Source organism: Streptomyces sp. 1331.2 (genome assembly GCF_900199205.1).
Lineage (GTDB): Bacteria > Actinomycetota > Actinomycetes > Streptomycetales > Streptomycetaceae > Kitasatospora.
Genome location: NZ_OBMJ01000001.1, coordinates 6,357,676 through 6,372,135, shown reverse-complemented (window position 1 = coordinate 6,372,135; position 14,460 = coordinate 6,357,676). Strand labels below are relative to the sequence as shown.

The following is a 14,460-nucleotide window of genomic DNA, read 5'->3' as shown; positions in this document are numbered from 1 at the left end:
CGCACCCTCGCCACCTCACCCCCGCCACCTCACCTCCGCCGCAGCCAGACCGCCCAGGTCAGCACCGAGCAGAGCACGTACGCCCCCAGGAACCCCAGGTACGCCGCGTCCCCGTTGTGGCTGGCGAGGAAGGACTGCCGGAAGGCCAGGTTCACCAGCACCCCGCCGAACGCCCCGATCGCCCCCGCGAGCCCGATCAGCGCGGCTGACCGGCGGCGGGAGTCGGCCTCGGCGGTCGCCGGGTCGGCGCCGGCCGCGACCGCCGAGCGGGCGAGGGCCTGGTAGTGCGCCGGGATCATCTTGTACGTGGAGCCGTTGCCGATGCCGCTGAGCACGAAGAGGGCGATGAAGCCGGCCAGGAACAGCGGCAGCGAGCCCGCCCGGGACGCGGCCAGGACGACGGCCGTCCCGGCGCCCATGGCGAGGAAGGTGCCCAGGGTGACGACCGCCCCGCCGTAGCGGTCGGCGAGCCGTCCGCCGACCGGCCGCAGCAGCGAGCCGAGCAGCGGCCCGAGGAAGGTGAGCGCCGCCGCCTTGACCGGGGTGTCGAAGCGCTCGTGGAACTGCACCTGGAGTACCTGCCCGAAGGCGAAGCCGAAGCCGATGAACGAGCCGAAGGTCCCGATGTACAGCGTGGAGACGGCCCACGCGTACGGGTCGCGGGCGACCTCGCGCAGCGCCCGCCCCTCCCCCGAACGGGGGCCCGCCACCGCCAGGTTGTCCATCCGCCGCCACGCCCCGGCCGCCGCGAGCACGATCAGCGGCAGGTAGAGCAGCGGCAGCAGCCGGGGGTGGGTGGCGCCGGCGGTGGCCAGCACCAGCAGGCCCAGCAGTTGCACGGCCGGGACGCCGAGGTTGCCGCCGCCCGCGTTGATGCCGAGTGCCCAGCCCTTGAGCCGGTGCGGGTAGAAGGCGTTGATGTTGGCCATCGAGGAGGCGAAGTTGCCGCCGCCGACGCCCGCCACGCAGGCCACGGCCAGCAACGTCCCGTACGGGACCCCGGGTTGCAGCACGAGGGCCGCGAGCCCGGTGGGGACGAGCAGCAGCAGGGCGCTGATCACCGTCCAGGTGCGGCCGCCGAAGCGGGCGACGGCGAAGGTGTACGGCAGGCGCAGCAGGGCGCCGAGGGCGGTCGGCAGGGCGGTGAGGGTGAACTTGCCCGCGGTGTCGATGTGGTACTCGGGGCCGAGGAAGAGGACGAGCACCGACCAGAGGCTCCACACCGAGAAGCCGATGTGTTCGGAGAGCACGGAGAAGACCAGGTTGCGGCGGGCGACCCGGGCGCCGGTGCGCTCCCAGAACTCCTCGTCCTCCGGGTCCCAACTCTCCAGCGGGGAGGGCGTTCTCGTGTCGAGGACGGTGGTCATGCGGCGCTCTCCTCGGGGTGGATCCGGACCGGCCAGCGCCGGAGCACGGCGGGGGTGCCGTCGTGGGTGGTGTCCTCGTCCAGGCAGCGTCCGTCGGTGAGGTCGTAGACCTGCTTGTACATGGGGGAGATGAGGGTGGGCCGGTCGCCGCGGTTGCCGAGCAGGCCTCGGGAGAGGACGGGGGCGCCGCTGAACGGGTCGAGGTTGTCGACGGCGTGGAGGGTTCCGGCGCGGTCGCGGAACAGCGCGACCTGGTCGTGGTCGGGCAGCAACACGGCGACGCCGCGGCCGGGTTGGAGGTCGGCGAGGGTGCAGACGGTCTGCCAGTCGCTGCCGTCGTGGATCTGTACGGTCACGGGGTGAGCACCTCCGGTCGGGCCCCGGCGACGAGCACCGGGGAGGCGAGGGTGTGGCCGGCCTCGCCGGGGCGGGCGGGGCGGATCTGGCCGCGTTCGGGGACGAAGGTCACGGCGGGGTCGGGGGTCCCGGGCGCGTTGACGAAGGAGGCGAAGCGGCGCAGCCGTTCGGGGTCGGTGAGGGTTTCGGCCCATTCGTCCCGATAGCCACCGATGTGACGTTCCATCAGGTCGTCGAGCTCGGCGGCGATGCCGAGGGAGTCGTCCAGGACTACGGCCCGCAGGTGGTCCAGGCCGCCCTCCAGCCGCTCCAGCCAGACCGAGGTGCGCTCCAGGCGGTCGGCGGTGCGGATGTAGAACATCAGGTAGCGGTCGATGGTGCGGATGAGGGTGTCGCGGTCGAGGTCGGCGGCGAGCAGGTCGGCGTGGCGGGGGGTCATGCCGCCGTTGCCGCCCACGTAGAGGTTCCAGCCGGCCGAGGTGGCGATGATGCCGAAGTCCTTGCTCTGTGCCTCGGCGCACTCGCGGGCGCAGCCGGAGACGGCGGCCTTGAGCTTGTGCGGGGAGCGCAGTCCCCGGTAGCGCAGCTCCAGTTCGATGGCGAGGGTGGTGGAGTCCTGGACGCCGAAGCGGCACCAGGTCTCGCCGACGCAGGACTTCACGGTGCGCAGCGACTTGCCGTAGGCGTGTCCGGACTCGAAGCCGGCGTCGACCAACCTGCGCCAGATGGCCGGGAGTTGGTCGACGGTCGCGCCGAACATGTCGATCCGCTGGCCGCCGGTGATCTTGGTGTAGAGGCCGTGGTCGCGGGCGATCTCGCCGATGGTGATCAGGCCCGCGGGGGTGATCTCGCCGCCGGGCACCCGGGGGACGACCGAGTAGGAGCCGTTGCGCTGGAGGTTGGCGAGGAAGTGGTCGTTGGAGTCCTGCAGCGCGCCCTGTTCGCCGTCCAGGATGTGGCCGTTGCCGAGGCTGGCCAGGATGGAGGCGACGGTCGGCTTGCAGATCTCGCAGCCCTCGCCGCCGGTGCCGTACCGGGCGAGCAGTTCGGAGAAGCCGGCCACCCCGGTCACCCGGACGATCTCGTACAACTCGGCCCGGGTGTGCGTGAAGTGCTCGCACAGGCCGGTGCTGGTGCTGACTCCGGCGGCCGCCAACTCCTCCTTCACGACGGTGCCGAGCTGTTTGAGGCAGCTGCCGCAGCCGGTGCCGGCCCGGGTGCACTTCTTGACGGCGGCGACGCTGTCGGCGCCCTGGTCGCGGACGGCGGCGCGCACCGCGCCCTGGGTGACGTTGTGGCAGGAGCAGAGCACCGCGTCGTCGGGCAGGACGACCGGTCCGGCGATCCCCGCGAATCCGGCGGGCAGGACGAGCTGTTCGGGGGCGACGGTGAGCGGCTTGCCGGCGACGGCGAGCGGGCGCAGGGTGCCGTAGCCCTCGGTGTCGCCGACCAGGACGCCGCCGAGCAGGGCGCCGTCGGCGCCGATGACGAGCTTGCGGTAGACGCCGCTGCGGCTGTCGCTGTAGAGCACGTCGAGGGCGCCTTCGGCGGTGCCGTGCGGGTCGCCGAAGCTGGCGACGTCCACGCCGAGCAGCTTGAGCTTGGTGGAGGTGTCGGCGCCGGTGAAGCCTTCGCCCCCCGGGGTGGCTCCGTCGGGCAGCGCGATGGTGCGGGCCGCCGTCTCGGCCATCTGGTAGCCGGGGGCGACCAGGCCGTAGACCCGGCCATCGGCGGCCTGGGCGCACTCGCCGATGGCGAGGATCGCCGGGTCCTCGGTGCGGCAGTGCGCGTCGACCACCACGCCGCCGCGCGGGCCGACGGGCAGTGCGCAGTCCCGGGCCAGCTGGTCGCGGGCGCGCACGCCGGCCGAGAACACCACGAGGTCGGCGGGGAGTTCACGTCCGTCGGAGAGCGCGAGTGCGCGGACCCGGCCGTCCGGGCCGGTGAGCACGCCGCCGGCACCGGCGCCGGTGTGGACGCTGACGCCCAGGTCCTCGACCTTGCGGCGCAGCGCCGCGCCGCCACCGTCGTCGACCTGGACGGCCATCAGCCGGGGCGCGAACTCCACGACGTGGGTGTCCAGTCCGCCGGCCCGCAGGGCGCCGGCCGCCTCCAGGCCGAGCAGTCCGCCGCCGACCACCACGCCCGTTCGGGCGGTCTCGGCCTGGGCGCGGATGGCGTCGACGTCCTCGATGGTCCGGTAGACGTGGCAGCCAGGGGCGTCCGCGCCGGGCACCGGCGGCACGAAGGGCACCGAACCGGTGGCCAGCACCAGGACGTCGTACCGGACGTGGGAGCCGGACCGGGTGCGCACCAGCTGCCGCTCCCGGTCGATCGCGGTGGCCGGGTCGCCCAGGCGCAGGTCGATGCCGTGCTCGGCGAGGAAGCCGTCCGGGCAGAGCGCGAGGTCGTCGGCGGTGCTGCCGGAGAACAGTGCGCTGAGGTGGACCCGGTCGTAGGCGGGCCGGGGTTCCTCGGCGAGGACGGTGACCCGCCAGCCGCGGGCGGCCGGCTGTTCGGTCCAGGCCTCCAGGAAGCGCTGGCCGACCATGCCGTGGCCGACCAGGACGAGGTCCCGGGTACTGCGGTGGTCAGTGGTCAACGCATGTCTCCAGTCATCGCAGTTCCTTGGGTGAGCAGGTGCAGGGGGTGGCCGGCGAGTGCGCCGTCGTCGGCGAAGGCGCCGGCCAGCGCGTCCACGGTGGCCAGGTCGCCGAGCAGGATGGCGCCGACCAGGCGGTCGCCGCGCAGGACGAGCTTCTTGTAGCTGCCGCGGGTGGCGTCGGTGAGCCGCAGCACGTCCAGGCCCGGGTCGAGGGTTTCGTCCACGGTGCCGAAGGCCGCGTACTCCAGGCCGCCGGTGCTGAGCCGGGCGCGCGGGCGGGTGCCGGGGTAGCGGGCGTCCGGTTCGGCGCCGGAGAGGCGGCGGGCGAGGACGTCGGCCTGTTCCCAGGCGGGGCCGGCCAATCCGTGGACGGTGCCGCGGTGTTCGGCGCAGTCACCGACGGCGTGCACGTGCGGGGCGACCGCCAGGGCGTCGTCCACCAGCACGCCGGTGGCGACGGGCAGTCCGGCGGCGTGCGCGAGCGCGGTGCGCGGGCGGGTGCCGCAGGCCAGCACGACCAGGTCGCAGTCGAGCCGGTAGCCGCCGGCCAGCTCCACCGCCCCGACCCTCTCGCCGCCGTGGACGGCCCGGGCCCGGTTGCCGGTGTAGCACTCGACGCCGAGCGCCCGCAGCCGCTCCCGCAGCACCTCGGCCGCCTCACCGTCGAGTTGACCTTCGATCAGATGCGGTGCCTGGTGGACGATTTCGGTGCGCACGCCGAGCGCCGCCAGCGCCCGGGCGGCGCTCACCCCGAGCACCCCGCCGCCGATCACCACGGCCCGCTTGGCGCCGACGGCCTCCTCGGCGAGGCGGGCGCAGTCCTCCACGGTGCGCAGCGTGTGCACGCCCTCGATCAGCGTGTGCCCGCCCCCGGCCGGCCCGTGCCGGTCGGCGCGGCGCAGTCCGCGGACGGGCGGCAGCACCGGGTTGGCGCCGGTGGCCAGCACCAGTTCGTCCCAGGCCTCGGTGCTGCCGTCGGCCAGCCGAAGCGTCCGGACCCGCGGGTCGAGCGCCACCACCTCGCACCCGGGCCGGGCCGTCGCCCCGCCGAGCGGCAGCGCGATCGACTCGGCGTCGTAGCGCCCCGTCAGCACCTCGGCGAGCAGCACCCGGTTGTACGGGGCGCGCGGCTCGGCGCCGTACACGGTGACGGTGCCGGGCCCGCCGAGCGCGCCGTACCGTTCGGCGAAGCGGGCGGCCGCCATGCCGCCGCCGACCACGGCGATCCTCGGGGTCACGTCGTCACCTCTTTCAGGACCGGCTCCACCCGCACCGCGCAGAGCTTGAACTCCGGCATCCGCGACACCGGGTCGAGCGCCGGATTGGTGAGGCTGTTGGCCCTGCCGGCGCCCGCCCAGTGGAAGGGCATGAACACGGTGTCCGGCCGGATGGCGTCGGTGACCCGCGCCGGGGCGACGGCCCGGCCGCGCCGGCTGGTGACCGCGACCGGCTCGCCGTCCGCGATCCCGAGCCGTTCGGCGAGCCGGGGGTGCAGTTCGACGTACGGGCCGGGCGCGGCCGCGTTGAGCTCGGCGACCCGGCGGGTCTGCGCGCCGCTCTGGTACTGGGAGAGCACCCGGCCGGTGGTCAGGTACAGCGGGTACGCCGCGTCCGGCTCCTCGCCGGCCGGGCGGTGGGTGACGGCGGCGAAGCGGGCCCGGCCGTCCGGGGTGGCGAAGCGGTCCAGGAACAGCCGCCGGGTGCCCGGGTGGTCGGCGGACGGGCAGGGCCAGAACACCCCGTCCTCGGCGGCGATCCGGGCGTAGCTGATGCCCGCGTAGTCGGCGTCGCCGCCGGCCGAGGCACGGCGCAGCTCGTCGAAGGCCCGCTCGGCCTCGACCGGGAAGCCGTCCGCCGGGAAGCCCGCCGGCACGCCGAGCCGGGCGGCCAGCTCGCGCAGCACCCACAGTTCGCTGCGCACGCCCTCCGGCGGGTCGAGGGCGCGTCGGCGCAGGATCACCCTCCCCTCCAGGTTGGTGGTGGTGCCGTCCTCCTCGGCCCACTGGGTGACGGGCAGGACGACGTCGGCGAGCCGGGCGGTCTCGGAGAGCACCAGGTCGGCGACGACCAGCAGGTCCAGGGAGCGCAGCCGCTCGGTGACGTGCCCGGCGTTCGGCGCGGACACCGCCGGGTTGGAGCCGGCCAGCAGCAGCGCCCGGACGCCGTCGGGCCGGCCGAGGCCGTCCAGCAGCTCGTACGCGGACCTGCCCGGGCCGGGGATCGTCGCGGGGTCGACGCCCCAGACGGCGGCGACGTGGGCGCGCGCCGCCGGGTCCTCGATCGAGCGGTAGCCGGGCAGTTGGTCGGCCTTCTGGCCGTGCTCGCGCCCGCCCTGGCCGTTGCCCTGGCCGGTCAGGCAGCCGTAACCGCTGTACGGGCGGCCGGAGTTGCCGGTGGCCAGGCACAGATCGATCCAGGCGCCGACGGCGTCGGTGCCCTTGCTGTGCTGCTCGGGGCCGCGCGCGGTGAGCACCATGCCGGTCTCCGCCTCGCCGAACATCCGGGCCGCCTCGCGGAGCCGGTGGGCGGCGACACCGGTGATCCGCTCCACCCGGTCCGGCCAGTGGGCCATCGCCGCGGCGCGGGCCTGCTCGAAGCCGGTGGTCCGCTCGGCGACGAACTCCTCGTCCACCAGGCCGTCCGCGATCACCAGGTGGAGCAGGCCGAGGGCCAGCGCCAGGTCCCCGCCGGGGCGCGGCTGCAGGTGCAGGTCGGCGAGTTCGGCGGTGCGGGTGCGGCGCGGGTCGACCACGATCAACCGGCCGCCGTTCTCCCGCAGTTCGCGGAAGTAGCGGACGGCCGGCGGCATCGTCTCGGCCGGGTTGGCGCCGACCAGGATCAGGCAGCCGGTGTGCGGGATGTCCTCGAGCGGGAACGGCAGCCCGCGGTCCAGGCCGAAGGCCCGGCGGTGCGCGGCGGCGGCCGAGGACATGCAGAACCGGCCGTTGTAGTCGATGTTGGCGGTGCCCAGCACCACCCGGGCGAACTTGCCCAGCAGGTACGCCTTCTCGTTGGTCAGCCCGCCGCCGCCGAACACACCCACCGCGTCCGGCCCGTGCTCGGCCCGCACCCGCGCCAGCCCGTCGGCGACCCGGTCCAGCGCCTCCGGCCACCCGGCCGAGCGCAGCGGCCCGCCGGGGCGGTCGCGCAACAGCGGGCCGGTCAGCCGGACGTCCCGGGCCAGCAGGGCGGGCGCCGAACGGCCCTTACCGCAGAGCGCGCCCCGGTTCACCGGGAAGTCCGGGCGCTCCAGCACCTCGACTCCTCCGCTGCCTCCGGTCACACCGGTCGCCAGCCGCATGCCGCACTGCAGCGAGCAGTACGGGCAGTGCGTGTCGGTGGCCGCGGCGGGGGCCGTGGCGGGGGCGGCGGTGCTGGTCGGCGTCATGCCGAGAAAGGTGACGGCCCGCTGTTTCGCGACCGGGTCACGGATGTTGCGGCCGCGGTACGCCTCGCTCACGGCGCCCGGGCACCGGGGTGCACGGCCGGACATCTGCCGTAACCGGAGCGGCACTTTCGCTTACCGCCGGGTGACGGCCGGGCAACGCCCCCGAAACACCCTCGCCGCAGGCTGACCCGCATGGCAGCAACCCTCACCCAGCCCGGACCGCTCACCGGCTTCACCATCGGGGTCACCGCCGCCCGCCGCCGCGAGGAGCTCACCGCCCTGCTCGCCCGGCGCGGCGCCCAGGTGGTCGAGGCGCCGGTGCTGCGCATCCTGCCGCTCGCCGACGACCTCGCCCTGCGCGAGGCCACCGACCGCTGCCTGACGGGCCCGCTCGACTACGTGGTGGCCACCACGGGCGTCGGCTGGCGCGGCTGGATGAGCGCGGCCGAGGGCTGGGACCGCGGCGCCGCCCTCGCCGAGGCCTGCCGCGGCGCAGTGGTGCTCAGCCGCGGCCCCAAGGCCACCGGCGCCGTCCGGGCCAGCGGGCTGAACGAGGGCTACTCCCCCGGCACCGAGGCCACCGACGAACTGCTCACCTGGTTGCTCGCCCGCCCCCTGGCCGGGCGCCGGATCGCCGTCCAGGAGCACGGGGTCCGCCTCGACGCCTTCGCGGCCGCGCTGCGCGAACGCGGCGCCGAGGTGATCTCCGTCCCGGTCTACCGCTGGGCGCCCCCGGAGGACCCGGGCGCGGTACGAAGACTCCTCGACCAGACCGTCCGCCGCCAGGTGCACGCCCTCACCTTCACCAGCGCGCCCGCGATCACCGCACTGCTGGCCGCCGCCGAGAGCGAGGGGCTGTACGAGGCGCTGATCGACGCCCTGCGCGCCGACGTCCTGCCGGTGTGCGTGGGAAGCCTGTGCGCCCGCCCGCTCACCGACCTGGGACTGCCCGCCGTCCACCCCGAACGCGGCCGGCTCGGCTCCCTCGTCCGACTGCTCGCCGAGGTCCTGCCGGTCCGCACCAGACGTGAAGTCGACCTCGCCGGGCAGCGGTTGACCCTCCAGGGGAACGCCGCCCTGGTCGACGGCGAGAGCCACTGGCTCAGCCCGCGCGGCGCCGCCGTGCTCCGCGCCCTCGCCGAACGCCCCGGCCGGGTCCTCAGCCGCGCCGAACTCCTGCGCGCCGCCTGGCCGGACGCCACCGCCGACGAACACGCCGTCGAAGCGGCGGTCGGGCGCCTGCGCGCCGCCCTCGGGCCGCACGCGGCGCTGATCCGCACCGTTCCCAAGCGGGGCTATCGGCTGGCGGCGGGCTGATGCTGCTCGCCGTCGCTCATGGAAGCCGAGACCCGGCAGCGGTCACCTCGGTACGGGCGCTGCTGCGGGTGGTGCGCACCCTGCGCCCCGAACTGCCCGTCCGCTGCTGCTTCCTGGACCTCGCACGCCCCTCGCTTGAGGACGCCCTCGCCCAACTCGCAGGCCGCCAGCCGATCCTGGTCCCCCTGCTCCTCGGCACCGGCTACCACCTGCGGGTCGACCTCCCCGCCGCCCTCGCAGCGGCCGGCCTCCCCCGCACCCACCTCGCCCCCGCCCTCGGCCCCCACCCCCTGCTCGCCGAAGCCCTGGCCGACCGCCTGACCGAGAGCGGAGCCCCGCCCCAGGCCCCAGTGGTGCTGGCCGGCGCCGGCTCCTCCGACCCCACCGCCCTCGCCGACACCGAGCGAATGGCCTACCTCCTCGCCACCCGCCTCGGCCGCGACGTCACCCCGGCCCACCTCTCCGCAGCCACCCCCACCCCCCGCCAGGCAGTCGCCACCCTCCAAGCCGCCGGCCACCCCGCCGTCGCCCTCGCCACCTACCTCCTCTCCCCCGGCTTCTTCGCCCGCCGCGCCACCGGTTCCGGAGCACCCTGGACCACCGCCCCCCTGGCAGCCCACCCCGCCGTGGCCCGGCTGGTCCTCCACCGCTATGACCAGGCCCGAGCGGCAATACCCCTGAGGTCCGCCGCCTGAGCCGCCCTACGCCGTCAGGTGGTCGAACTCGCCCGCCTTGACGCCGCCAAGGAAGACCCGAAGCGCGTCAGGAGTGGTGGTGATGATGGTGCCGGGGTCATCACTCTCACGGAGCTTGATGGCGCGGTCAGGAGCTGCGGCAAGGTAGATGCAGTTGGCCGACTCAGAGCTGTAACTGGACTTCTGCCAGTTGAGAGCTTCCATGTCGCTTCCTCTCAGGTGTCCCCATTGACGCTACGGCGCCGGGGGGTTTCCTGTCACTCGTCGCCGCTTCGACCACGCCGAAGCGGCGACGCCCCCCAAAGCCGCCTGCAGGATCGTCCGGAGGGATCACGTAGTCAGGTGGTCAAACTCTCCCGCCTTGACACCGAATATAAGGATGCGGAGCCTGTCCGGCGCGGTGGTGAGGATGGTGCCGGGGTCATCGCTCTCGCGGATCCTGATGGTGCCGTCAGCAGCCGCTGCGAGGTAGATGCAGTTTGCTGCGTCTGCGCTGTAGCTGGACTTCTGCCAGTCGGTAGCGGCCATGCTTCGTTCCTGTCCTCAGATGCTCTGGGCGATGTGGCGAATGAGGTCGCGGGATGCACGCGGCTTGAGCGAATGTGCCTCCAGCCGATCCATCACGGCTCGGTACTTGATCAGCTGTGGCTCGGTGTCGATGAACTCGGACTTGTCCGTGTCGACCTGGACAGTGTCCAGCCGTGGCACCGAAGCACTGAAGTAGACAATGCCAGCGCCGGAACCGGGGTAGCTGCCAGTGCCGAATGGGATCACCCGAAGGTCGATGTGAGGCTTCTCGCTCATGGTCAGCAAGTGATCCAACTGTGCGCTCGCGACGTCCCGGCCACCGAACCCCATACGCAGGGCGGCCTCGTGGACGATGGCCGACAACTGGACGGGCTGATCGCCAAAGATCACTGCTTGCCGTTTGATGCGATGGGAGACGAGATGCTCTACCTCGGGTGGCGACAGGGGCGGAACTGCATCTCGGAAGAGCGCGCGAGCGTGTTCCGGGGTCTGGAGGAGTCCGGGGATGTGAATCGCGGAAGCGATCCGCATCGAATGCGTGTGGTGTTCGAGTTCGGCCAGGTCGAGCGCTCCAGCTGGAAGGATCTCTCGGTACTCCTCCCACCAGCCTCGCGTGCGGCCACCGGTCATGTGCGTCAGCGCCTCGATCAGGGCGTCGTCCGTGCAGCCGTAGAGACGCGCCAGGGTCCGCACCCGGTCCGCGCTCACCGGGTATCCCCCGGATTCGATGTTGCTGATGCGGGACTGCTGGGTGCCGTGCAGTTCCCCGGCTCGCGTGACCGACAGACCTGCCTGCTCGCGCAGCCGGCGCAGTTCTGCGCCGAGGCGCCGCTGCCGAATGCTCGGCGGAATCTTGCTGGGCGGCATCCGCTGTCTCCTCACTCTCAACCGCCATCGTCGGCATCCATCACCCATTGGAGTGAAGGTGCTTCAAATATCTCAATGGCGGTGGACTACATATTACCGACTGGCTACTTTTGATTCTGCGTCAGGTACGCCTGCGCTGCTACGATCGTGGCAGCGCAGGCGTCCACCTCCCGTTTTATGTAGGAGACTTCCATGACCGCTGCGCCCTCACCAAACCTCCACTCGGTCGGGCTCGGGACGCCATCCGCCCCGACCTTCGAACAGGAGCTGTGCGAGCTGGTGCTCGACACCGCACCCCGGCTGTTCGCCGTCGTCCAGGTGTCCGACGAAGGCCTTGCGGACGCCGACGGGTGGGTGGTGGCCTGGGGATTCGCCAACGGTGACGGGTCGGCGCACGTGATCGGCATCGACGGGCGGGCCCGATTGACCCTCTCCTCCCCCGACCGGGCCGTCCGGCACTTCGCCGGGCGGCCCGGGATCACCTCCCGGCTGATCTGGCTCGCCCAGCCGGGTGCCGCCACGACCAGCCGGGCCGAGGCCGCCTGAGCCCTCCGAAACCGGCGCCGCCGCCTCCGGATGTGTCCACAAGCGGAACCGTGCGAACCCATGGCGCCAACGAGACTGCCGTGCCAGCCTGTTCGAGGCCTCGAACGGGCACCGGTCGACATCGGACCGCACCCACCGGCCTTCCTGCACTGTCGACTTGGGACGGGAGTACGGAATGCGCATCACGATCAAACCGCGTGCGGCCAGGCTCGCAGCAGTGGCGGCACTGACGGCCGGCGCGGTGGCCATGGCCACCGGCAGCGCCTACGCCGCAGGTCCGGGCGGGGTGGAGGCTTGCCCCAACGGAACCGTCTGCCTGTACTACAACTCTCCCGGGGTCGGCTGGGGTTCGTTCGAGAACTGGTCCCCGGGCCAGAACGTCGACCTGCACAACTTCACCTTCGCCCACTGGGCGAACGGCTCCGGCTACGGCCAGACCATCTACCAGAACGCCGCCTCGATCGTGAACAACACCGACCACACGGTGTGGGTCGACAAGATCAGCGACGGCTTCTGGCTGTCCTACCCGGCCGGCTACGCCGGATCCCTCAACGGCGCGGCCAACAACGACGCCCGCCTGCTCTCCTGACAGACCATCCGAGGAATCCGCAGGGCCTCCACCTCACGTGAAGGCCCTGCGGGCTTCCTGAACCGCCATCCGTCAACACACCCGTCCGGATGGCGCGCCGGCCGACGAAGGCATGGGTCGGCTCCCTCACGGGTCATCCCGTTCACCTGCGCCCGCCGCTGCCCTCTCGTTAGCGTGAGAACCAGGAGTGTTGCCCAGGAGACCAGCAGGATCACCGACGCGATGAGGAAGCTCGCTGAGGGGCTTCGGATCACGGCGGCCAACTACTATCGGCAGGAAGCCGCCGTTGCCGAGCAACTGCAGAACGCCGCTTCCTTGTTGGAGGGCAAGAACTGATGCCGTCCGTCTACGACGAGGCTCCGGACGGCCGCCGCAAGGTCGCCGAACCCGTTCACGAGCGTCACTTCGCGAAGCCAGTCACACTGCAGCAGATTCGGTCCTGTGACCCCGAGGCATTCCATCGGGCAGCAGAAGAGTGGGACAAGGTCGGGACCGCCCTTGGCTCCGCGCGCTATCTCGCCGTCGACGTGCTCTCCACGCTTCAGGAGGGCTGGAGCGGCGACGCCGCCGACCTGGGGCGCCGGGTGCTGTCCGACCTGCTTGACGAATTGTCCATCGCCGAGCAGGAGATGGAAGCTGCTCGGCTCACCCTGGTGAATGCCGCCGCAGGTCTGGCCCTGGCTCGCCGGTGGGTGTTCGAGGCGGACGATCTCGCTCATGCCAACGACCTCACGATCAAGGACGACGGCGACATCGGCTATCCGGCTTGGTTGAGCGGGAGCAACGACCCGGAGAGCCTGGGTGAGTCCCGTCGCCTGGCCGCCGTTGCCGGAGACATCCGTAACCTGTTGACGGCTGCCAAGAAGTACGCGGCCGATGTCAGCAACACGGCGGGGCAGGAGCTGGATCGCATTGACGACGCAGTGGCCTACCGCCACCTCGATGACTGGACGAAGCGGGTGGTGAGTGAGGATCTGGCCGCGGCACGCGCCCTACCGAAGGTCTTCGGGGGTGAGGGCGGGGTGCTGCTGCCGCCCGATCCCTACGACCGGGGCGCAGGCGACTACAACACCGAGAGCCCTACCGACAAGGACCACAAGCTGGCAGCCACGCTGGGGGCCGGAATCGCCGCCATGCCATTCGCGGCCGGTGGCACACATGCCAGCGCCAACATGGCGCACTACCTCTCCGGCACGGGCGAGCCGCTGGACCTGAACGTCGAGGACATGCTGAAGGACATCCCCGACTTCCAGCAGAGCGTGAACACCACGCTGGACGGAAACCTCAGCGGCTGGGAGGCCGAGGCCCTGGCGGAGTACCGACGAACGGGCAAACCCGTCGCGCTGGTCCAGCAGACCGGTTGGCAACCCATGTCCGCAACGCCGGACAGCAGCAAGGACTGGTTCTACGCGGTTGGTTCCTTCCACTACAACACCGAAGCGAAGGTCGAGGTCAAGCCGACGTCGCCCGGCGCTCCACCCGAGGTGACCGTCACTTACAGGACGAACGTCCGCGACCGGTACAACTGGGACAACGGGAAGAGCACCGATGTGCCAGGGGTGGGACGGGTGACGGACCAGGACATCCAGCGCCTCCACCGCACCGGACTGGCCCGGGAGTTCGACATGGGGGGGAACCAGCAAGACCAGGAGCAGGAAGCTCTGACATGACATACAGCCGGCCCGATCGCAGGCCGTTGCGGCGTGGAGTCCTGGGCGCGTTCCTCGGGCTCTGCATCCTGGTCACCGTGGGATGCCTCTGGTGGGGGGCGACCGGGTTCCTCCGGTTCGGCGATCAGCCTGAGACCGACAGCGACCGTGCGGAGCGGGTGGCGGGGCTGCATCACGACCAGCATCCCAAGAAGGGGCGGTACTACGTGCCGGCGGACGCCGTGCTCGCCCGGACCGTCGGCGGGGTGCCGGTCGCGTACCTGCACTACGGGATCGACGGCGGCGACGACGTCAACGTCGACGATTTCCTCAGCACGTACGACCTGCCGCAGCCTGGTACCACTGCCCCCCTGCCGGAGGACCTGAGGGCGGCGCTCCCCGGCGACGAGCCGGCGGAGGGCGCGCTGGTTCCGGAGGGGCAGGCCGGGCGGCAGGTCTTCGTGGTGCGCCGGCCCGGCGGCCGCCGGGGGGCGGCGGACGTCTACGTTCGAGCCACGGGCGGCACGTGAGGACGGCCCGCCGCGCGAAGTG

At 72.5% G+C, this 14,460-nt stretch carries 14 protein-coding genes; 6 read left to right on the top strand and 8 right to left on the bottom strand.

From position 1 onward, the window contains the following. Nucleotides 1-29: 29 nt before the first annotated feature. The 5 genes from CRP52_RS27770 to CRP52_RS27750 are packed head-to-tail and all read right to left on the bottom strand — an operon-like array spanning nt 30 to nt 7,717. Entirely contained in the window at nt 30-1,367 is a 1,338-nt protein-coding gene (locus tag CRP52_RS27770) for a nitrate/nitrite transporter (protein ID WP_097238887.1), read from the bottom strand. Then, nucleotides 1,364-1,723 carry a nitrite reductase small subunit NirD gene (gene nirD, locus CRP52_RS27765; RefSeq protein ID WP_097238886.1) on the bottom strand — a complete coding sequence of 120 codons (360 nt, stop codon included), beginning with the start codon at nt 1,721-1,723 and terminating at the stop codon, nt 1,364-1,366. The genes CRP52_RS27770 and nirD overlap by 4 nt, the downstream gene beginning before the upstream one ends. After that, nucleotides 1,720-4,275, bottom strand: a complete 2,556-nt coding sequence (gene nirB, locus CRP52_RS27760; RefSeq protein ID WP_097240386.1) for a nitrite reductase large subunit NirB — start codon at nt 4,273-4,275, stop codon at nt 1,720-1,722. Before nirB ends, nirD begins: the two co-directional genes overlap by 4 nt. A 47-nt stretch (nt 4,276-4,322) precedes the next feature. After that, nucleotides 4,323-5,567 carry an NAD(P)/FAD-dependent oxidoreductase gene (locus tag CRP52_RS27755; protein ID WP_097238885.1) on the bottom strand — a complete coding sequence of 415 codons (1,245 nt, stop codon included), beginning with the start codon at nt 5,565-5,567 and terminating at the stop codon, nt 4,323-4,325. Then, a complete protein-coding gene (locus CRP52_RS27750; RefSeq protein ID WP_097240385.1) occupies nt 5,564-7,717 on the bottom strand; it encodes a molybdopterin oxidoreductase family protein in 2,154 nt (717 codons plus the stop codon). Before CRP52_RS27750 ends, CRP52_RS27755 begins: the two co-directional genes overlap by 4 nt. Before the next feature lie 192 nt (nt 7,718-7,909). On the opposite strand from CRP52_RS27750, the gene CRP52_RS27745 reads away from it, so the two are divergent. Together CRP52_RS27745 and CRP52_RS27740 are read left to right on the top strand one after the other, a co-directional pair. Further along, complete coding sequence (locus CRP52_RS27745) at nt 7,910-9,034, top strand: uroporphyrinogen-III synthase (protein WP_097238884.1); 1,125 nt, start codon at nt 7,910-7,912, stop codon at nt 9,032-9,034. Next, nucleotides 9,034-9,729, top strand: a complete 696-nt coding sequence (locus CRP52_RS27740) for a sirohydrochlorin chelatase (protein WP_097238883.1) — start codon at nt 9,034-9,036, stop codon at nt 9,727-9,729. The genes CRP52_RS27745 and CRP52_RS27740 overlap by 1 nt, the downstream gene beginning before the upstream one ends. Before the next feature lie 6 nt (nt 9,730-9,735). Here CRP52_RS27740 and CRP52_RS27735 read toward each other — a convergent pair whose 3' ends face one another. The 3 genes from CRP52_RS27735 to CRP52_RS27725 form a co-directional block, all read right to left on the bottom strand. Then, nucleotides 9,736-9,933: a DUF397 domain-containing protein gene (locus tag CRP52_RS27735; protein ID WP_097238882.1), complete on the bottom strand. Its 198-nt coding sequence runs from the start codon at nt 9,931-9,933 to the stop codon at nt 9,736-9,738. Nucleotides 9,934-10,059: 126 nt separating this feature from the next. Then, a complete protein-coding gene (locus CRP52_RS27730) occupies nt 10,060-10,257 on the bottom strand; it encodes a DUF397 domain-containing protein (protein ID WP_097238881.1) in 198 nt (65 codons plus the stop codon). Between the two features lie 15 nt (nt 10,258-10,272). Next, on the bottom strand, nt 10,273-11,124 hold the full coding sequence (locus CRP52_RS27725) for a helix-turn-helix domain-containing protein (protein ID WP_097238880.1): 852 nt from the start codon (nt 11,122-11,124) through the stop codon (nt 10,273-10,275). A 192-nt stretch (nt 11,125-11,316) separates the two neighbouring features. On the opposite strand from CRP52_RS27725, the gene CRP52_RS27720 reads away from it, so the two are divergent. From CRP52_RS27720 to CRP52_RS27705, 4 genes are all read left to right on the top strand, one after another. Next, a complete protein-coding gene (locus CRP52_RS27720) occupies nt 11,317-11,670 on the top strand; it encodes a hypothetical protein (protein WP_257032882.1) in 354 nt (117 codons plus the stop codon). 175 nt (nt 11,671-11,845) lie between these two features. Continuing rightward, nucleotides 11,846-12,259 (top strand): peptidase inhibitor family I36 protein, encoded by a 414-nt coding sequence (locus CRP52_RS27715; protein WP_097238879.1) that lies wholly within the window; start codon nt 11,846-11,848, stop codon nt 12,257-12,259. 335 nt (nt 12,260-12,594) lie between these two features. Then, nucleotides 12,595-13,929 (top strand): hypothetical protein, encoded by a 1,335-nt coding sequence (locus CRP52_RS27710; RefSeq protein WP_097238878.1) that lies wholly within the window; start codon nt 12,595-12,597, stop codon nt 13,927-13,929. A gap of 158 nt (nt 13,930-14,087) precedes the next feature. Then, nucleotides 14,088-14,438, top strand: coding sequence for a hypothetical protein (locus CRP52_RS27705; protein ID WP_143685837.1), 351 nt, complete (start codon nt 14,088-14,090; stop codon nt 14,436-14,438). Nucleotides 14,439-14,460 lie beyond the last annotated feature (22 nt).